General features: G+C 72.3%; 16 protein-coding genes. 6 read left to right on the forward strand and 10 right to left on the reverse strand.

The features are described from left to right. Positions 1–119 precede the first annotated feature (119 nt). Both FV234_RS01510 and FV234_RS01515 read left to right on the forward strand, forming a co-directional pair. Entirely contained in the window at positions 120–2,216 is a 2,097-nt protein-coding gene (locus FV234_RS01510) for a M48 family metallopeptidase (protein WP_147827918.1), read from the forward strand. A gap of 6 nt (positions 2,217–2,222) precedes the next feature. Beyond that, positions 2,223–2,756, forward strand: coding sequence for a hypothetical protein (locus FV234_RS01515; RefSeq protein WP_238270208.1), 534 nt, complete (start codon positions 2,223–2,225; stop codon positions 2,754–2,756). A gap of 28 nt (positions 2,757–2,784) precedes the next feature. Here FV234_RS01515 and FV234_RS01520 read toward each other — a convergent pair whose 3' ends face one another. The 3 genes from FV234_RS01520 to FV234_RS01530 are packed head-to-tail and all read right to left on the reverse strand — an operon-like array spanning position 2,785 to position 6,259. After that, positions 2,785–3,570: a class I SAM-dependent methyltransferase gene (locus tag FV234_RS01520; protein ID WP_147827898.1), complete on the reverse strand. Its 786-nt coding sequence runs from the start codon at positions 3,568–3,570 to the stop codon at positions 2,785–2,787. Positions 3,571–3,629: 59 nt separating this feature from the next. Next, complete coding sequence (locus tag FV234_RS01525) at positions 3,630–3,953, reverse strand: hypothetical protein (protein WP_246686098.1); 324 nt, start codon at positions 3,951–3,953, stop codon at positions 3,630–3,632. Further along, complete coding sequence (locus FV234_RS01530) at positions 3,950–6,259, reverse strand: FdhF/YdeP family oxidoreductase (RefSeq protein ID WP_147827899.1); 2,310 nt, start codon at positions 6,257–6,259, stop codon at positions 3,950–3,952. Before FV234_RS01530 ends, FV234_RS01525 begins: the two co-directional genes overlap by 4 nt. Positions 6,260–6,420: 161 nt before the next feature. Between FV234_RS01530 and FV234_RS01535 the strand changes: the two genes are divergently transcribed. Further along, the gene (locus FV234_RS01535) at positions 6,421–6,702 is read left to right on the forward strand and encodes a hypothetical protein (RefSeq protein ID WP_147827900.1); all 282 of its coding nucleotides are present in this window, start codon (positions 6,421–6,423) and stop codon (positions 6,700–6,702) included. Positions 6,703–6,773: 71 nt separating this feature from the next. On the opposite strand, the gene FV234_RS01540 is transcribed toward FV234_RS01535, so the two are convergent. Continuing rightward, entirely contained in the window at positions 6,774–7,865 is a 1,092-nt protein-coding gene (locus FV234_RS01540; protein ID WP_147827901.1) for a quinone-dependent dihydroorotate dehydrogenase, read from the reverse strand. Next, positions 7,862–8,209 carry a DUF952 domain-containing protein gene (locus tag FV234_RS01545; protein WP_147750332.1) on the reverse strand — a complete coding sequence of 116 codons (348 nt, stop codon included), beginning with the start codon at positions 8,207–8,209 and terminating at the stop codon, positions 7,862–7,864. Before FV234_RS01545 ends, FV234_RS01540 begins: the two co-directional genes overlap by 4 nt. 199 nt (positions 8,210–8,408) lie before the next feature. On the opposite strand from FV234_RS01545, the gene FV234_RS01550 reads away from it, so the two are divergent. The 3 genes from FV234_RS01550 (at position 8,409) to FV234_RS01560 (ending at position 11,620) form a co-directional block, all read left to right on the forward strand. Further along, on the forward strand, positions 8,409–9,041 hold the full coding sequence (locus tag FV234_RS01550; RefSeq protein ID WP_147764353.1) for a helix-turn-helix transcriptional regulator: 633 nt from the start codon (positions 8,409–8,411) through the stop codon (positions 9,039–9,041). 343 nt (positions 9,042–9,384) lie between these two features. Continuing rightward, entirely contained in the window at positions 9,385–10,476 is a 1,092-nt protein-coding gene (locus FV234_RS01555) for an ATP-binding protein (RefSeq protein ID WP_147827902.1), read from the forward strand. A 160-nt stretch (positions 10,477–10,636) separates the two neighbouring features. After that, positions 10,637–11,620: a TIM44-like domain-containing protein gene (locus FV234_RS01560; RefSeq protein ID WP_147827921.1), complete on the forward strand. Its 984-nt coding sequence runs from the start codon at positions 10,637–10,639 to the stop codon at positions 11,618–11,620. 34 nt (positions 11,621–11,654) lie between these two features. Here FV234_RS01560 and rsmA read toward each other — a convergent pair whose 3' ends face one another. The 5 genes from rsmA to lptF all read right to left on the reverse strand — a co-directional run bounded on the left by rsmA (position 11,655) and on the right by lptF (position 18,953). Further along, entirely contained in the window at positions 11,655–12,518 is an 864-nt protein-coding gene (gene rsmA / locus FV234_RS01565; RefSeq protein WP_147827903.1) for a 16S rRNA (adenine(1518)-N(6)/adenine(1519)-N(6))-dimethyltransferase RsmA, read from the reverse strand. A 286-nt stretch (positions 12,519–12,804) separates the two neighbouring features. Next, positions 12,805–13,923 (reverse strand): 4-hydroxythreonine-4-phosphate dehydrogenase PdxA, encoded by a 1,119-nt coding sequence (pdxA, locus tag FV234_RS01570; protein WP_147827904.1) that lies wholly within the window; start codon positions 13,921–13,923, stop codon positions 12,805–12,807. Positions 13,924–14,002: 79 nt separating this feature from the next. Then, positions 14,003–16,606 carry an LPS-assembly protein LptD gene (locus tag FV234_RS01575; RefSeq protein ID WP_147827905.1) on the reverse strand — a complete coding sequence of 868 codons (2,604 nt, stop codon included), beginning with the start codon at positions 16,604–16,606 and terminating at the stop codon, positions 14,003–14,005. 94 nt (positions 16,607–16,700) lie between these two features. Further along, positions 16,701–17,789, reverse strand: a complete 1,089-nt coding sequence (gene lptG / locus FV234_RS01580; RefSeq protein WP_147765305.1) for an LPS export ABC transporter permease LptG — start codon at positions 17,787–17,789, stop codon at positions 16,701–16,703. Between the two features lie 6 nt (positions 17,790–17,795). Continuing rightward, entirely contained in the window at positions 17,796–18,953 is a 1,158-nt protein-coding gene (gene lptF, locus FV234_RS01585; RefSeq protein ID WP_147765304.1) for an LPS export ABC transporter permease LptF, read from the reverse strand. Between the last annotated feature and the right edge of the window lie 31 nt (positions 18,954–18,984).

The following is an 18,984-nucleotide window of genomic DNA, read 5'->3' on the forward strand; positions in this document are numbered from 1 at the left end:
GTCGGCTGCGGCGCGCGCCCTCGTCCCTCGTCTCCCACAAGGAGGTTCTCATCGCTCAGACGACGATCACGCCCCCGCCACGGCGCCTGCGCGCGCTGGTGGGCCTCGTGGCGGCCACGGTGCTGCTGCCGTTCCTCGTGATGCTGCTCGGCCTCTGGGAGGGCAGGCGCGCCGACGACGACTGGGCCGCGTTCGCGGCCGAGCATCGCCACCTCTCCGCGATCGTCGCCGACCTGGAGGCGCGGACGCCGCGCGACGGGCGCGTCGACTACACCCTGCAGTTCCGCAAGGGCGGCCAGACCTACGGCGGCCCCCTCGCCCTGGACAAGGCGCGCGACGCGCGCGGCGAGGTCGCGACCATGACCACGCTAATGGATTGGCGCCGCAGCCTGCCGCCGGTTGTGGTCGTGGGCGGCGGGCTCGCGGCGGCGCTCTCGATCCTGGTGCTGCTCGCCGGAGCCGTCCTCGGGCTGGTGGGGCGCACCTCGCGCGACGCGCTCGTGGGCGGGTTCTCCCTGGTGCGCAAACTCCTGCCGGCGGCGCTGGCGCTGCAGATCGTGGCGGCCACCGCCGGGTTCGTCGCCGCCGTGATCTTCGAGGCGGGGATGCTCGCCCAGTCCGGCTTCGACGGCGGCGCGCTGAAGCTGCTCGGCGTCGCCGCCGTGGCGGTCGGCGCGACCGTGATCGCGGCGGCGAGCACCCTGTGGGGCCTGCGCCGCGCGCTCGCCGCCTTCGAGCCCGACCCGCTGCCGATCCTCGGCCGCCCGGTCTCGGCCGCGGAGGCGCCGGGGCTGTGGCGCCTCACCGAGGGGCTCGCCGACCGCCTCGGCGCGCTCAAGCCCGAAGCCGTCGTGGTCGGCCTCACCGGTGGATTCTTCGTCAGCGCCGGCCCCGCCCTGCTGCAGCCCGGCGGCGAGCGCCTGGCCGGCCGGATCCTCTACCTGCCGCTGCCCTACCTCGCCCTGATGCGGGGCGACGAGGTCGCGGCGATCATCGGCCACGAGCTCGCCCACTATGCCGGCGGCGACACCGCCTACAGCCAGCGCTTCCTGCCGATCTATGCCGGCGTCGGGCGCTCCCTCGACGCGGTCGCGGCCGGCCACCAGGGCTCGCTCGGCCTGCTCGGCCCGTCCCTGCGCCTCGGCGTGTTCGTGATGGAGCGCTTCCACCTCGCCGTGCGCCATTGGAGCCGGGCGCGCGAGTTCGCGGCGGACGCTGCCGGCGCCGGCTTGACCACGGCCGAGGCCTCGGCGCGGGCGCTGCTGCGCACCGGTGCCGTGCAGCCGCGCATCGCCGAGACCCTGGACGCCGCCGCCGAGGCGCCGGCTTACGCGCCCTCAAACCTCGTCGCCGCCGTGCTCGACCGCGCGGTCGCGCAGGGGCTCGACGACCCGGCCGCCCACCTGGAGGCGGAGCAGGCCCACCCGACCGACACCCACCCGCCGACCCGCGAGCGCGTGGCGGCGCTCGGCGTGCCGCTCGGGCCCGACCTGCTCGCCCTGGCCGCGACGGCGCCGCCCGCGCACGCCCTCGGTCAGCTCGGCGCCTACTTCGCCGACCCGGCCGGCCTGTGCCGGGCGGCGACGGCCGACTTCCTCGGCGTGGTCCGCGAGCACGAGGCGGCCGTGCGGGCCGACCTGGAGACGGCGGCGGCAGGCGTCGCCGCCGAGGACCAGGTGCTGCGCGACAACAGCCGCCCCGGCGCCTTCGTGCTCGTCGGCGCGGCCGTCCTGTTCGGCCTCGCGGCGCTCGGCCTCGCGATCTTCGGCTTCCCGAGTCTCTCGGCGCGGGAGGCCGGCTACTTCGCGGTCGTCGTGCTCGTGCTCGGCGCGATCCTCGGGGCTTTGGGCGGCTACCGGCTCTGGCGCGGCGAGCGGGTCACCCTGATCCTGCGCCCCGACGGGCTGGAGGTGCCGGGGCTCGATCGGTCTATCGCCTGGGAGGCGATCGCCGACCTCGACATCAGCGTGAACCAGACCGGCATCGCCACGCGCCTGCTGCTGCCGCCGGAGGCGCCGTTCCCGGTCCGCGTGCCCGGCGGGCGCGGCGTGAAGCTCGACGCCAAGCGCCGCATCGTCACCTTCGCCCTCGGCCTGCCCCGCCGGACGACGCCGCAGGACTTCGCCGACCTGCTCGGCCGCTACCAGGTCGCGGCGCAGGCGCGTCACCTCCTGGCCCAGGCCGAAGCCGCCCGATCCGAAACCCGGACCCTTTGAGGCTCGATGACCGCATCGCCCGACCGCACCGGCCCCTCGACCGGCCCTGCCACGAACGCTTCGCAGGCCCCCCTGCGGCTGCCGCCGGCCAGCGGCGGCTGGCGACAGACCCTTTGGGTCCTGCTCGGCGTCGCCGGCTTGTGCGGCGTCCTGGTGGCCTGCGCCCTCTATACGGCGCCGGCGGTGCTGTCGGATTGGCAGGTGCGCGAGGCGGCCCAACCCGTCCCCGACGCGCGGGTGAGCGACGGGCGGTGCAGCACCAAGCTGGTCGTCCACATCTGCGACGCGACCCTGAGCCTGTCCACGCCCAAGGGCGCGGTGACGCGCCGGGTGAACTACGTGTTCACGGGCGTGCACCTCGGCGATGACAGCATCAGCGTCATGGCCGACCCGGCCCGCCCCGACCTCGTCACCACCGATCTCGGCCTCGACCGCCTGGTGAACCGCACCATCACCCTCGTGGTCGTGCTCCTGGCGACGTTCGCCACCATCGTGGCGGCGCTCGCCGCGCTCGTCCGCAACCGGCGCGCGGGGGCCTGACGGCGACGGCCGGCGACGGCCCGTCCGTTCACGCGGCCGCCGGCCGGTCCGCTGCCGTGCAGTGGAACGCCACCGTCTCGTAGGGGTAGCGGACGCTGTCACGCCCGGCCAGCTCCGGCGTGGCGGCGATCAGCGCCCGCACCGCGGCGGCCACGGCCGCCCTTTCGTCGGTGGGCAGGGCGGCGATGAAGCTTACCGAGAGCGCGCGGCCGACGACCACGTCCTCGGCCGGCCCTTCGTGGTGGTGGGGCAGGCGCCGCTCGTGCAGGGGCCCGAAGCCCGCGGCCGGGAACGCCGCGCGCCAGGCTCCCGTACGATAGCGCGGCGTGTCGTCCTCGTAGGCGTCGACGATCCGCGTCAGGTCCGCGACCCAGGGCACGGATTCGTCGCGCACGTTCCAGACCAGCCCGAGCGTGCCGCCGGGGCGCAGCACGCGGCGGATCTCGGCGAGCGCCGCCGCTGTGGCGAACCAGTGGAAGGACTGCGCGCAGACCACCGCGTCGACCGCGCCGTCGGCGAGCGGGATCGCCTCCGCATGGCCGGGATGCGCTTCGACGCCGGGATTGCACTGGACGAGTCGCGCCCGCATGGCGGCGACCGGCTCGGCGGCGACGACGCGGGCGCCGGTCTCCGTCAGGCGCGGGGTGAACTTGCCGGTCCCCGCGCCGAGGTCGAGCACGGTGCGCCCGGGACCGAGCCGAAGGTCGCCGCGCAGCCAGCCGTCCAGCGCCGGCGGATAATCCGGTCGGCCGCTGACGTAGGTGTCGGCCTGGGCGGCATAGCCGGCCGCGGCCGAGCGGTGGATCGTCTCCATCCCGAGCCCTCGAATTCTTCGAACACAGCCCACCGGACGTGTCGCCCCGGGAGCGTGCGTCAAGCCGGGTCGGCCTCCGCGGCGGCGACCAAGGCGGCGCCGTCCTCGGTCAGCGCATAGTGGGCGCGGCTCGACCGGGCGTCGCGCCGGCCGACCGCGACGAGGCCCGCCTCGTCCAGGGCGGCGACGGCGCGCAGGGCGTGGGCGTGGGCGACGTCGAAGGCCTTGGCGAGGCTGCGGCTGTCGGCGACCGCGCCGACGAAGGCCGCCGCCAGTAAGACCGCCTCGATCGGTTCGAGGCCGGGCCGCCGCCGCGCGACCGCCTCGACCAGCGTGAGGAACGCCGTCTCGTCGGCCGCGCTCACGTCGTCGGCCGTGCTCAAGCCGCCGCGGCCGCCACCGTCCGCGGGCACACGGTGACCAGAACCGACTTCGAGGTCGGCGTGTCGCTCTCGGCGCCGAAGGTCGAGAGCGGCACCAGCACGTTGAGCTCGGGGTAGTAGCCGGCCAGGCTCCCGCGCGGCATGTCGAACGGCACCAGGCGGAAATCCTCGGCGATGCGCGACGTACCGTCCGCGTGCAGGCCGACCACGTCGACCCGCTCACCGAAGCTTTGGCGCAGGGCGACGAGGTCGTCGGGGTGGCAGAAGATCACCCGGCGCTCGCCGTAGACGCCGCGGTAGCGGTCGTCGAGGCCGTAGATCGTGGTGTTGTACTGGTCGTGGCTGCGGAAGGTCTGCAGCACGAAGGTGTTGTCGGCCCCCGCTGCGACTTGGTGCTCGGTGGCCGCGGGCAGCGCGTCCGCCGAGAAGTTCGCGCGGCCGGTGGCGGTCTCGAACACGCGCTCGGCGGCGAGGTTGCGCAGCATGAAGCCGCGCGGGCGCCGGACTCGGACGTTGTAGCCGGCAAACCCCGGTACCGTGCGCTCGATCCGGTCGCGGATGCGGTCGTAATCCTCGGCCATCGCCGCCCAGTCGATCCGGTCTGAGCCGACGGTGGCCGCCGCCATGCCCGCGATGATCGCGATCTCCGAGCGCAGCTCCTTCGAGGCCGGCTTGTTGATGCCGCCCGAGCCGTGGACCATGCTCATCGAATCCTCGACGGTCACGATCTGGGTCTTGCCGGCGGCGTTCCGGTCGATCTCGGTGCGCCCGAGGCAGGGCAGCACGTAGCCGACCCGGCCCGGCACGAGGTGCGAGTGGTTCAGCTTCGTCGCGATGTGGACGGTGAGCTCGCAGGAGGCCAGCGCCTTGGCCACCAGGGCCGTGTCCGGCGTGGCGCGGGCGAAGTTGCCGCCCAGCCCGATGAAGGCCTTCGCCGTGCCGTCGAGCATCGCGCCGATGGCGGCCAGCACGTTGTGACCGTGCCGGCGCGGGGCGGCGAAGCCGAACTCCCGCTCCAGCGCGTCGAGGAAGGCGGCCGGCGGCTTCTCGTTGATGCCGACCGTGCGGTCGCCCTGGACGTTCGAGTGGCCGCGCACCGGGCAGAGGCCGGCGCCCGGGCGGCCGATGTTGCCGCGCAAGAACATCAGGTTGGCGATCTCGCGCACCGTCGCCACCGAGTGGCGGTGCTGCGTCACGCCCATCGCCCAGGTCGCGATCGACTTCGACGAGGTGATGTAGATCTCCGCCACCTCTTCGAGGATGGCGCGCGACAGGCCGGACTGGTCCTCGATCGCGTCCCAGCCGGTCGCGTCGGCCGCCGCGCGGTAGGCGGCGAGCCCTTCGGTGTGGCTGGCCAGGAAGGCGCGGTCGAGCACCGAGGGACGGCCGGCGACGAGGGCCGCGTCGTCGGCGGCGAAGACCGCCTTGGCGATGCCGCGGAAGGCGGCCATGTCGCCGCCGAGCCGCGGCTGCAGGTAGTGGCTCGCGATCGGCCGGCTCGCGCCGCGCAGCATCTCGACGGTGTTCTGCGGGTCGGCGAAGCGCTCCAGCCCGCGCTCGCGCACGGGGTTGAACACCACCACCTTGGCGCCGCGCTCGGCGGCCTTGCGCAGGTCGGCGAGCATGCGCGGGTGGTTGGTTCCGGGGTTCTGCCCGACGACGAAGATCGCGTCCGCCTTCTCGAAATCCTCCAGCAGCACCGTGCCCTTGCCGACGCCGATGGCGTGCGCGAGCCCGATGCCGCTGGCCTCGTGGCACATGTTCGAGCAGTCGGGGAAGTTGTTGGTGCCGTAGGCCCGGGCGAACAGCTGGTAGAGGTAGGCCGCCTCGTTCGAGGCGCGGCCGGAGGTGTAGAACTCGGCCTGGTCCGGGTGGTCGAGGCCGCGGAGCGTCGCGCCGATCTCGGCGAAGGCCGCGTCCCACGACACCGCGACGTAGCGGTCGCTGGCTGCGTCGTAGCGCATCGGATGGGTGAGGCGGCCCTCGCCCTCGAGGGCGTAGTCGCTCCAGCCGCGCAGCTCGCTCACGGTGTGGCGGGCGAAGAACTTCGGCGGGGTGCGCTTGTCGGTGGCCTCCCACGAGACCGCCTTCACGCCGTTCTCGCAGAACTCGAACGACGACCCGTGTTCCGGGTCGCCCCAAGCGCAGCCGGGGCAGTCGAACCCGTCCGGCTGGTTCGCCTTCAGCAGGGCGCGGGCGCCCGAGAGCGGGGAGCGGCTGCCGAGGAGGTGCTTGCCGCAGCTCTTCAGCGCGCCCCAGCCACCGGCGGCCGAGGAACGCTTGGGCGTGCTGACGGGGTCGGTCATGACGAGGCCTGGATCGAGGTTCGCGCGTGGCGATCACGCACTTGCGAGATAAGAGACCGCGCGGGTGCTTCTCAATCGTGTCTCGACGCACCCCCCTCATGCGTCCGGCACGCGCGCATTTTTAACGGTTCTCGTTTCCCGGGGGCGGCAAAGGACGCGCGATGCAGGCACGGGTTCGGGTTCTCGCGGCGTTGGCGGCCGGATGCGCCGTCGGGGTCGCGATGATGGCCAACGATCATGCCCGCGACGCTGGCTGGGCCGTCACCGCGAACCAGATCGCCGACGCGCGGGCGTATGGGAAGCCGGGGGTCGAGATTGCCCCAGGCCGCTTCGTGTCCGAGCCGCTCCCGAGCGAGCACGCCGCTTTGCTGCCGGTGAAGTGGCTGCTGCTCGGTGCCGCCGCCGCCGCCGCGGTGTTCGTCGGAACGCGACGGCGGGGGTGAGCTGACTTTCCGCCGCGGCCCCCGACCTCGCGCCTCTTTCATTCCCTGCAGAGGGGGGAGGAAAGAGCGCGTCACGCCTCCCGCGCCAGCGCCTTCGCGTCGCGCCCGACCACGCCGGCGAGGCTCGTCAGCCCCTCCGATCGCATCCGCTCGACCAGGCCGCGCTTGATCGTGCCGACGAGGCCGGGGCCTTCGTAGACGAGGGCCGAGTAGAGCTGGAGAAGGCTCGCGCCGGCGCGGATCTTGGTCCAGGCGGTCTCGGCCGAGTCGACGCCGCCGACGCCGACCAGGGGCAGCCGGTCGCCGACGCGCAGGTAGGTCTCGGCCAGCATCCGCGTCGAGGCCGAGAATAGCGGCCGGCCGGACAGGCCCCCGGTCTCGCCCGCGAGCGCCGTCTCGGCGAGGAAGGCCGGCCGCGCCACCGTGGTGTTCGAGACGACGAGCGCCTGCACCCGGCGGCGAACCGCCGTGGCGCAGATCGCGTCCAGGGCGTCGAGGGTGATGTCGGGGGCGATCTTCAGAAGGATCGCGGCCTTCTCCGATCCGATCCGGGCGGAGGCCGCGTCGCGGGTCGCGACCACCCGGGCGAGCAGGTCGTCGAGGAAGGCCTCGCCTTGCAGGTCGCGCAGGCCCGGCGTGTTGGGCGACGAGACGTTGACGGTGACGAAGTCCACGAGCGGCGCGAGCCGCCCGGTGCAGGCGACGTAGTCGGCGAGCCGGTCGACGGCCTCCTTGTTGGCGCCGATGTTGACCCCGACGATCCCCGGCCGCCCGGCCCGCGCGCGCAGGCGGTCGGCGACCACGTCGAGGCCGGCGCTGTTGAGGCCGAAGCGGTTGATCACCGCCCGGTCCCGCGGAAGCCGGAACACCCGCGGGCGCGGGTTGCCGGGCTGGGGCTTGGGCACCACGCCGCCGACTTCGACGAAGCCGAAGCCGAAGCCAAGCAGCGCGTCGGCCGCCTGCGCGCCCTTGTCGAAGCCCGCCGCCAGGCCGACCGGGTTCGGGAACCGGCGGCCGAACGCCTCGACCGCGAGGCGGGAATCGTCGGCGGGCGGCGTGCGCGGCGGCATCAGGCTGAGCGCGCGAACGGTCAGGTTGTGCGCGTGCTCGGCGTCGAGGCCGTGCAGCGCCGGGCGCAGCAGCGGAAATAGGGCGCCGATCATGCCGGGATCTCCGCCGGCAGCACGTGCGCGCCGTCCGGCCCGAGCGGCATCGGGCTCACGCGGCGCACCGCGTCGAGGGGCAGGTCGCCGTAGAGATGCGGAAACAAGTCGCCGCCGCGCGAAGGCTCGTAGCGCAGCGCCGGACCGAGCGCTTCGGCGTCGACGGCGACGAGCAGGAGCCCGTCGCGACCGGAAAAATGCCGCCGCGCGGTCTCGGCCACCTGCTCGGCTGTGGAAAAGTGGATGAAACCGTCGGCCCGGTCGATCTCGGCGCCGACGAAGCGACCGAGGGCTTCCGCCTCGCGCCACAGCCTCTCGGGACAGATCTTGTAGATCGACGTCATCGGCGCACCCGCTTTTCGATGCGCCGTCGATAGGGCGACGGGCGGTTCCCTGGCAACCGTCCGGCAACCATCCCGACGGTTGTAACGACCTCCGGGAGGCGTGGATTAGCCATTCGGCCGATTGCCTTTCTCGATCCGTAGTTCTACTTTCCTACAACTAGGCCGTGCGTCTCTGCGGTCGTCTTCGCCTTGGTCTCGCATGCTGTCCCACGAGCAGATTTGGAATGCCATCGACCGTCTGGCCGAGCGGCACGGCTTCTCCCCATCCGGCCTCGCCCGACGTTCCGGGCTCGACGCCACCAGTTTCAACCGGTCCAAGCGCGTCGGCGTCGACGGACGCAAGCGCTGGCCCTCCACCGAGTCGGTGTCCAAGGTCCTAGCCGCCACCGGCGCCAGCCTCGACGACTTCCTCAGGTTGATCGAGGCCCGCGAGGGTCCGCCGCGCGCCACCGTGCCGCTGATCGGCCTGACCCAGGCCGGCGCCGGCCGCCAGTTCACCGACGAGGGCATGCCGACCGGCGGCCCCGGCTGGGAGGAGATCGAGTTTCCCGATCTCGGCGAGGAGCGCGCCTTCGCCCTGGAGGTGCAGGGCGAGTCGATGCTGCCGCTGTTCCGCGACGGCGACGTGCTGATCGTCTCGCCCTCGGCCGGCGTCCGCAAGGGCGACCGCGTGGTGGTGCGGCTGCATTCCGGCGAGGTCATCGCCAAGGAGCTGCGCCGCCGCACGGCACGCACCGTCGAGCTCGCCTCGCTCAACCCCGAGCACGACGACCGCACCCTGAACGTCGGCGAGATCGCCTGGATCGGCCGGGTGATGTGGATCCGGCAGTAGGGGGGTCGGGGGCGCTCTCGCGTTTCGCTTCCACCCTCGCTCCGTCGTCTCGCACCCGCGCCCCGTCGCCCGGGGCTGCGCAGCGGAGCCCGGGATCGAGAGGCGCCGACGGCGCCCAACCGAGCGCAACCTGCGGTCTGGGTTCCGGGCTCGCCTGCGGCGCCCCGGGATCACGCGATCGTGTCGATAGGCCTTCTTTCATTCAACCTAGGTGGAAGGCCGGCACACGAACCCATCCGGTGACCGCCTCACCCCCGGGGCGCCGCTTCAGGCTTGGCCGTCCGGGCCGATGTCGCTATCGCTGAGCGGTCGGAGCCGCGGCTTCGCGAGGCCGGACGAGAGCATGGCAGAGCCCGACGCGGACGGCTTGAACGAACCGGCGCCGGACGCCGGCTGGATCGCGCTGCTCGATGCCGCCGCGCCCGCCTTCCTCGCCGACCCGCGCCGGCCGGACGAGCCGATCGTCCACGCCAACCCGGCCCTGCTGGACCTCGCCGGCCTGGAGGCCGCGGCCCTGGTCGGGCGCAACGTCCGGCTGCTGGCGGCCGACCGGCGCGCCCTCGACGACGGCGCCGAGTTCCTGGCGGCGCGGGGCGACGGCACCACCTTCTGGGCGCGCGTGACGCTGTGCCCTGTCGCCGGCAGCCCCTATCGGTTGGGCCAGGTCTTCGACGTGACCCGGCGGCGCGACGCCGAGAGCGCCCTCGTGCTCTCGCGCCAGCGCGAGGCCCTGGGGTTGCTCACCAACAGCGTCGCGCACGAGTTCAACAACTTCCTCCAGATCCTGATCGGCTACATCGACGGGCTGAAGCGCCGGCTCGGCGACAGCCAGGAGCCGTTCATCCAGCGGGCGATGAGCCGCTCCACCGACGCGACCGAACGCGCCGCCGTGCTCACGCGCCAGCTGCTGGCCTATTCGCGCAAGATCGCCCCCGACGTGCGCCCGATCGACCTCGACGCGCTCGTGGCCGCCACCGTGGAGCGCCTGCGGCCCGGCCTGCCCGTGGGGGTGCGCTTGGAGCTTGCCGGCACGCCCGGCCTGCCGCGGGCGATCAGCAACCCGCTGCAGGTCGAGCTGGCGCTCGGCCACGTGGTCACCAACGCGTGCGAGGCGATGCCGGACGGCGGCACCATCCGGATCGAGAGTTTCCGCATCGCGCCGGGCGACCGCTCGGTGCAGCGTCCGGAGGACGGCGCCGTCGGCATCCGCATCACGGATACCGGCGCCGGCATGTCGCCGGAGATGCTGGCCCGGGCGCTCGCGCCCTTCGCCACCAGCCGCGAGGCCGGGCGCGGGGCCGGGCTCGCCATCGTGCACGGGCTGATGAAGCGGCAGAACGGCACCATCGCCCTCGACAGCCGGCCGGGGGAGGGCACGCAGGTGCGTCTGGTCTTCCCGGCGGCGCCCGAGCGGCCTGCGGCCCCCCTGCGCTGACGAATTGTCAGGGATGACGCGAAAAACATCGCGAGGCGACGGACTAAAACACGCCGCCCGGCGTCACCATCTTATGCGTCGGCGTTCGCGCCAAGACGTTCGACGACGCAAAGGCGTCCGACGACGTCCGGGACGTTTCGAGATGACCAGGGGCCGATCGATGCTCACCTCCACCACGCGCCGCAAGCGTGCGGCGACCTTTCTGGCGCTGGCTGCCGCGTTGACGGTCGCAGCGCCCGCCGTCGAGGCCCGTCCTGGCGGCGGCGGCAGCATGGGGTCGCGCGGCTCGCGCACCTTCAACGCGCCGTCGGCCACCACGACGGCGCCGACCGCCGCGCCGATGCAGCGCACGCAGACGCAGCCCACGCCCGGCATGAACAACCCGGGCATGAGCAACCCGGGGATGCAGGCGCCGGCCGCGCGCCCCCGCTTCGGCGGCGGCTTCATGGCGGGCCTGCTCGGGGCCGGCCTTCTCGGCGCGCTGCTCGGCGGCGGCTTCTTCGGCGGGCTCGGCGGCATCGCCTCGATGCTCGGCCTGCTGCTGCAGGTCGGCCTCGTCGTGCTGCTGGTGTCCTTTGCCGTGCGCTGGTTCCGCCGCCGCAACGGCGAGCCGGCGACGGCGGGCGCGCCCTATGCGCGCTCGGGCCTCGACCCGAACGCAGCGGGGGGCAGCAACGCTGGCCCCGGCGGTGCTGCGGGCGCCGGTGGCATGCTCGGCGGCGCCCAGCGCCCGCCGCAGCAGCGCCCGGTGCAGATCGGCCCGAACGACTTCCAGTCGTTCGAGCGCCTGCTCGGCGAGGTGCAGGACGCCTATTCCCACGAGAACATGGTCGGCCTGCGCAACCTCGCGACGCCGGAGATGGCCGGCTACTTCGAGGAGGAGCTGCGCGGAAACAAGGCCCGCGGCGTCGTCAACCGCATTACGGACGTGAAGCTCCAGCAGGGCGACCTGTCGGAGGCCTGGGGCGAGGGCGCGCAGGAATTCGCCACGGTGGCGATGCGCTACACGCTCAAGGACGAGACGATCGACCGGAACACCAACCGCGTCGTCGAGACCGAGCCGGGCGAGGCGACCGAGCTCTGGACCTTCGCGCGCAACCCGGGCCGTCCGTGGATCCTCTCGGCGATCCAGCAGACCCGCTAACGCGGCACGAATCGGAGAAACGGGCCGGCGTCCCTCACGGGGCGCCGGCTTTCTTCTGCGCGTCCCACAGGTTGGCGAGCCGCACGAAGCCCGCCACCGGCACCTCCTCGGCCCGCGCGGTCTCTGCGATGCCGGCCTCGGCCAGCAGCGCGGTCGGCTCCGGCGTCAGGCTCTTCAAGCTCTGGCGCAGCATCTTTCGGCGTTGCCCGAAGGCCGCCCGCGTCACCGTTTCCAGCGCCCGCGCCCGGCAGGGCAGGGGGACGGCGCGCGGGACGATTCGGACGACGCTCGACGTCACCTTCGGCGGCGGCACGAAGGCGGAGGGCGCCACGTCGAACAGGATGTCGCTCTGCGTGCGCCAGCCGCAGAGCACGCCGAGGCGGCCGTAATCGGCGCGCTCGGTCTCGTCGGCGACGATGCGCTCGGCGACCTCGCGCTGGAACATCAGCGTAGCGCTATCCCACCACGGCGGCCAGGCCGCGTCGTCGAGCCAGCCGGTGAGCAGGGCGGTGCCGACGTTGTAGGGCAGGTTCGCCACGATCCGCGCCGGCCCGTCGCAGACGAGGGGCCGGGGGTCGAAGGCGAGGGCGTCGGCGTCGACGACCGTCAGCCGACCCGGGTAATGCGCCGCGATCTCGGCCAACGCCGGCAGCGCGCGGGGATCGCGCTCGACGGCGATCACCCGCGCGGCCCCCTCCGCGAGCAGCGCCCGCGTCAGCCCGCCGGGTCCCGGCCCGACCTCGAGCACGGTGACGCCCGCGAGCGGCCCGGCCGCGCGGGCGATGCGCCCGGTGAGGTTGAGGTCGTAGAGGAAGTTCTGCCCGAGCGCCTTCTTCGGCTCCAGCCCATGCCGCGCCACCACCTCGCGCAGGGGGGGCAAGCCGTCGGAGGCGGTCATCGGGCGGTTCGCTTGTCAAAGATCGCGAAGGCGTTGGAAGGTGCGCGCGTCCCCTCTCCCCGCGCGGGGGGAGAGGCCCGGCCGCACCTTGCCGTGCGGCCGGGAAGAGGAGGCGAAGCCTTAGCGGCGGTGAGGGGGCGCTTCCGGAAGAGCCTCAACCGGCGTCGCCCCCTCACCATCGGCTGCCGCCTCGCTTTGCCGACGACGAGGTCGGCAAAGCCCTCTCCCCGCGCGCGGGGAGAGGGGATGCGCGCGGAAGCGGGCGCACCGCCTGGCAAGGACCAGCTCACAACTCGTCCTCCGCATCGAAATGCGCGGCCGGCATCGAGCGCGGGCGGCCGACGTAGGCGTTCAGCGGAATGATGTCGGCGGTGCGGCCCGCGCCGCCGGCCCGCGCCGCCGCGGTGCGGGCGAGGCGGTCGGCGAGCCGGATCGCGGCGATCAGGCTGTCGGGGCGGGCGAGGCCCTTGCCGGCGATGTCGAAGGCGGTGCCGTGGTCCGGCGAGGTGCGCACGAAGGGCAGCCCGAGGGTGACGTTGACGCCGTCGTCGAAGGCGATGGTCTTCACCGGGATCAGCGCCTGGTCGTGGGTCGGGCACAGCGCCACGTCGTAGGTCCGTCGCGCCCGCTCGTGGAACAGCGTGTCGGCGGGAAGCGGCCCGCGGATGTCGATGCCCTCGGCGCGCAACCGCGCCACCGCCGGCGCCAGCACGTCGCGGTCCTCGTGGCCGATCGTCCCGGATTCACCCGCATGCGGGTTGAGGCCGGCGAGCACCAGCCGGGGCGCTTCGAGGCCGAAGCGCTCGGCGAGGTCTCGGGCGACGATGCGGGCGGTCTCGACCACGAGGTCCTGCGTCAGCAGCCCGGGCACGTCGCGCAGCGGCACGTGGATCGTCACCGGCACCACTGCGAGCGTCTCGCTCCAGATCATCATCACCGGGCGCGGCGGCGACCGGCCGGGGGCGACCGCGAGCGCCGCCAGGAACTCGGTGTGGCCGGGATGGGCGAACCCCGCCCAGGTCAGCACGAACTTGGCGATCGGGTTGGTGACGACCGCCGCCGCCCGGCCCGTGCGGACGAAGCCGACGGCGGCGGTGATGGACTCGATCGTCGCGCCGGCCGTAACCGAATCCGGGACGCCGGGCTCGGCGAAGGTCTCGTTCCCGCTCGGCAGCGCCACCACGGGGAGCGCGCGGGGGAACACCTCGGTCGCGGTCTCGGGGTCGATCTCGGCGATCGGCACGGCGAGGCCAAGGCGGTTCGCGGTCCGCTCGACGAAGGCCGGGTCTGCCACGAGGAAGAAGGCGGGGAGTGGGTCGGCGGGCGTGCTGGCGAGCCAGGCCGCAAGCACCAGTTCCGGTCCGATCCCGGCAGGGTCTCCGAGCGTCAAGGCGAGGGGGAGCATCGGGGTCGGCGGGGTTTCGCGGCGGGAGGCCTGCCTTAGCAGGAGCCTCCCATCGCCGCGAGCCCGTGCGTCTTAGCCGTCAATGCGCCGAGGCGATGCCGTCCGCCGTGGTGGCGGTGCCGACGTTCTGGCGCAGGTCCGCCTCGCCCAGGGTCTTGAGCTCGACGCGCAGCAGCACGGTCTGGTTGCGCTCGGAGACGCCGGTCACCGTGGCGATCGGCGAGACGATGTAGTTGAGCGAGACCGTGGTGCACTCGTCCTGGTAGCCGGCGCCGACGCTCATGCCGGAGAGGTAGAACCGGCCCGGGTTCTGGTAGGTCGGCAGGTTGCCGACGGGGTTGGCGATGTAGCTCGTCAGCGCCTCGGAATAGAGCGTCCGGGTGTCGAGGTAGTGGGTCAGGTCGACGAGCGCCGAGCCGGTGACGAACCAGTTCGGGGTGATGTTGTAGGTCGCCGTCGCGGTGATGCCCTCGCGGCGATGGCTGAAGCCGAGCAGCGGCTGCGCCTCGTAGTACGAGTAGAACGCCGAGAGCGACAGCGGCAGGAACGGCGCGAACCGGGCGGTGATGCCGGTCTCGAAGCGGTTCACCTTGAAGTCCGCCTGGTCGAAGCGGGCGCGCGTGATCAGGCTGATGTTCTGGTTCGGCGAGACCTGGACGCGGCCGACGAAGTCGGAGGCCGCGGTTTCCAGGCCTGAGTTCAGGCCGACGTTGGCGATGTCGCCGCGGCGGAACGAGTTGACGCCCGCGATCTGGATCGACTCGCCGAACATCGCGTTCGCGTACCAGCCCGAGGCGGTGACCACCGAGTACTGCGCGCCCAGGTTGGTGCGCACGCCGCCCTCGACCCGGTCGTAGCCGGAGAACTTGTCCCACTGGAACAGCGAGGTGTCGTCGAAGACGAGGCTCTGCGCGTCCTCGTTCGGCAGGTGGCCGATCCGGTTCTCGGACGGCCGGGCGATGACCTGGGCGATCGGCTCGAGGGTGTGGACGCCGAGCGGCCCGAAGTCGCTGACGAAGGGATAGCGATAGTCGATGCCGACCGCCGGCATCACGCGGCCGGTGAAGCCGTCGTCGACCGAGGCGATCTGCGGCACCAGGGCGTTCTGGTAGCCCGACAGGCTCGGGTTCACGAAGAACGCGTCGGTGCGCAGGTACGCGAACGGCGTGATCGCCTGGCCGAGGTCGTCGATGAAGGTCCGGCGCCAGGAGAGCTGGGCCGAGGCGCGGGTGTCCGTGCCTGCCAGGCCCCGCACCAGGCAGGTGTTGCGGTTGAAGGTCGTGCAGGTCTCGTAGAGCGGATAGCTAATGCCGTTGACGCTCGGGCTGAACAGGTAGGTGCCGGTGCGCGGCAGGCCCTGGAAGTCGGTCGCCTCGCGGGTCAGGCTGGTGATGTTGGCCTGGAAGCGGACCTCGCCGCCGAGCTCGCCCGGGCCGTTGATGCGCTTGTCGTAGTCGATCACCGGCAGGACGAGGGGCTGCTCCTTCTGCCAGTCGAAACTCGACAGGCCCTTGAAGTAGTAGCCGCGCATCTCGAAGTACGAGCGGTCGCCCTGACCGATCAGGTACGCGGTCGACACCGCCTCACGGAAGTAGTCCGTCGTGATCGACTGGTTGCGGATCCGGTAGTTGTCGAGGAACCACTTGTCGGTCACGCCGACGAGGTCCCAGCCGGTGCGCCAATTCTCGTTGATGTAGAACCGACCCTTGGATTCGATCGAGCCGCGGAAGTCGCGGTCGCCGGCGCCCAGCGGCCCCGGCAGGAAGGCCGAGGGTGTCGTCTGGAAGATGCCGGAGACGCGCAGGTTGTAGCTGCCGTTGTCGAGGCGCTGGCGGAACTCGCCCTGCCCGAGCACGCCCTGGCGGCTCAGGAAGGACGGCGACAGGGTCAGGTCGTAGTCCGGCGCGAGGTTGAAGAAGTACGGCACCGTCAGGCCTGTGCCGAGCGCCGTCGAGTTGATGAAGCGCGGGGTGAGGAAGCCGCTCTTGCGCTTCACCGTCGGGTCGGCGGACTCGAAGTACGGCAGGTACGCCACCGGGATGCCGGCGATCTCGACCGTCGAATCCTCGAAGTAGATCGTGTGCGTCTCGTTGTTGTGAATGATCTTGGCGGCGCGCACCTGCCACAGCGGCGGCTTCTCCGGGTGGTCGCGGCAGGGCTCGCAGGCGGTGTAGGTGCCGTAGTCGAAGCTGGTCTGTTCGCCTTCGAGGCGCTCGCCGCGCGGGGACGAGAACCGCGTGCGGATGGTCTCGCCCTTCTTCACCACCGTCTGCTGGATGCGCAGGCTGTCGATGAAGCCGCTCTTGAAGTCGTCGGTCAGCTCCATCTTCTCGCCGGTGACGACCGCGCCGTCTTGGTCGGTCAGGCGAACGTTGCCCTCGGCGAAGACGCGGCTCGACGCTCGGTCGTAGCGGACGCGGTCGGCCTGCAGCGTGCGCGGGCCGTAATGCAACTCGGCGTTGCCGCGGGCGGTGACGGTGTTCTTGTCGTTGTCGTAGATCAACTCGTCGGCCTCGACGAGGAGCTTGTCGCCGGGCTTTCCGGCCACGGGTTTGCCGGCCGAAGGCTTGGCTGCGCCCGGCAGGCCCTGGGCGTCGGCGGGCACGGTGCCGCCGATCGGCGCCGCGGCGCAGAGGAGCGTCAGCAGCCCGAGGACCTTCGCGATGTCGGCGACCTTACGCAACGCCTGTCCCAACTCCGGTGACGACCGCCGCCACGTTTCCGTCCACGTCCGCCTCCCGCGCCCACGTCCGATACCCGCATCCGAGGCGCGGGCGTCAGCCGTCTTCCTGGTACAGAAGCGTGAGCGTACCGAGAAGGCTTCCTACCACGGCCGGGAACCACGCCGCCACCGGCGCCGCGACGATCCCGGAGGCTCCGAGGCCTTCCATCACTTGGCGGGCGACGTACAGGGCGAACCCCGCCGCGACCCCGCCGAGCACCAGCTTTCCCACACCACCAAAGCGGAAGAACCGTAAGGAAACGGTTGCCGCCACCAGCACCATGGCCAGGAAGAGGATCGGCCTGGCCCAGAGCACATCATACTGGAGACGGTAGCGGGTGGCATCCAACCCCGCCCGCTCGGTGCGTGCGATGGTGTCGGGTAGTTGCCAGAATGGCACGGATTCCGGGGGGGTGAAGCGCTGCCGCACCTGGCTCGGGTCGAGGGTCGATGCGATGAGGTAGGTGCCGAACGAATCCGGCGGGGCGCCTGGCGTCAGCACCCGGGTGTCCGTGAGCTCCCAGTAGCCGTCGTGCAGGCTCGCCCGCGCGGCGACGATCTGGGAGACGAAGCGGCCTTCCGCGTCGAAGGTGAAGACCTGGACGCCGGCCAGCGTCGTCGTGCCCTCGATCGCGGTCTCGGCGCGGATGATGGCGCCGCCGTCGAGGCTCTTCTGGCGGATCCACAGGTCCTTGCCCGAGGAGGCCTTGGTCGACTTGGCGAAGATCTTCGCCTCGATCTCGGTGGAGCGCTGCTTCATCATCGCCGAGACCGGGTTGTAGACCCCGACCGTGAAGGCGCCGAGCGCCAGCGCCACGAAGAAGCCCGGCTGCAGGAACTGCCAGGCCGAGATCCCGGCGGCGCGCGCCACCACGAGCTCGAGCTTGCGCGAGAGCTGGAGCAGGGCCGCCATCGAGCCGAACAGCACCGCGAAGGGCAGCACGCCCTCGGCCACCGCCGGCGTGCGGTAGAGCGAGAGCTGGGCCATCAAACCTGTGGACGCGCCCTCCGCGTCGCCGGCGCGGCGCAGCAGCTCGACGAAATCCAGGGTGTAGACGAGCGCGAAGACGGTGATGAACACGCCGAGCACGGTGCGCGCGAAGCGGGCGGCGAAGTAGCGCCCGAGGGTGAAGCCGATCAGCATGACGGCTCAGCCGGCGGCGAGCCGGGGTGCGCGGAAGCGCCCCCGCAGGGCGGATACGATCCGGGCGTTGAGGCCGCGCACCGCGGGCCCCTGGAAGATCACGAGCGACGACAGCGCGATCGCCAGCAGCGGCACCGCGTAGATCGCCACCACCGCGCCGGCGCTGCGGGTCGCCGCGCTGGTTGCGGTGAAGCCGGCGATGCGCAGCGCGACCACCGCCAGCACCGCGCCGGCCATCGCGCCGGCCCGGCCCTGGCGCGTGGTGCGCGGGTCGCCGAGCGCGGCGAAGGCGATGAAGACCAGTGCCAGCGGATAGAGCCAGGCCGAGAGCCGGTCGTGCAGCTCGGCCCGGAAGCGGCCCTTCTGCAGCTTGAAATAGCCCTCGCTCTTGTCGGGGAAGAGCAGCTGCGCGGTCGAGCGCTCGCGCGGCTTGTACACCGTGTCGGCGTCCGGCGGCGCGAAGGCCGCGAGGTCGATCGTGTAGCGCTCGAAGGTCAGGATCGAAGAATCCCGGCTGTCCTTCTGCTGCTGGTGCACGCTGCCGTTCTGCAGGGCGAGGTAGCTGCCGCCGTCCACGTCGATCGCGTTGCCGCGCTCGGCGAGGTAGACCTTGGTCTTGCCGGCCTCGCGCCGGTCCTGGATGAACAGCCCGAGCAGGGCGCCGCCGGGGCCGCGCTCGCGGAAGTGGAAGGTGATGCCGTTGTCGAGCTGGGTGAACTGCCCTTCCTTGACGACGTTGGCGATGAAGTCGCCGCGCACGCGGGTGATCACGTCGCGCAGCTCCTGGAAGCTCGCCGGCATCACGACGATGGTGATGAAGCCGACGAGCGCGCTCACCGCGAAGGCCAGCGTGAGGAAGGGCCGCAGGATCGCCCTCGGCTTCATCCCGGCCGCCGACATCACGATCAGCTCCGAATCGCCGTTGAGGCGGTTCAGCGCGTAGACGACGGCGATGAACAACGCGACCGGCGCGATCACCACCACCAGCGTCGGCAGCGACAGGCCGGTGATGAACAGGAAGACCAGCACGGTCTGGCCCTTGGCCGTGATCAGGTCGAGCTCGCGCAGCGCCTGCGTTACCCAGATCGTGCCGACGAGGCCGACCAGGCAGGCGAGGAACGCCGCGAGCGCGATGCGGAAGATGTAGCGCGCGATCTGCGTCATCGAATCATCCCCGCCGCCCTCATCACAGCGC

It is taken from the genome of Methylobacterium sp. WL8, from assembly GCF_008040045.1.
GTDB lineage: Bacteria > Pseudomonadota > Alphaproteobacteria > Rhizobiales > Beijerinckiaceae > Methylobacterium > Methylobacterium cerastii.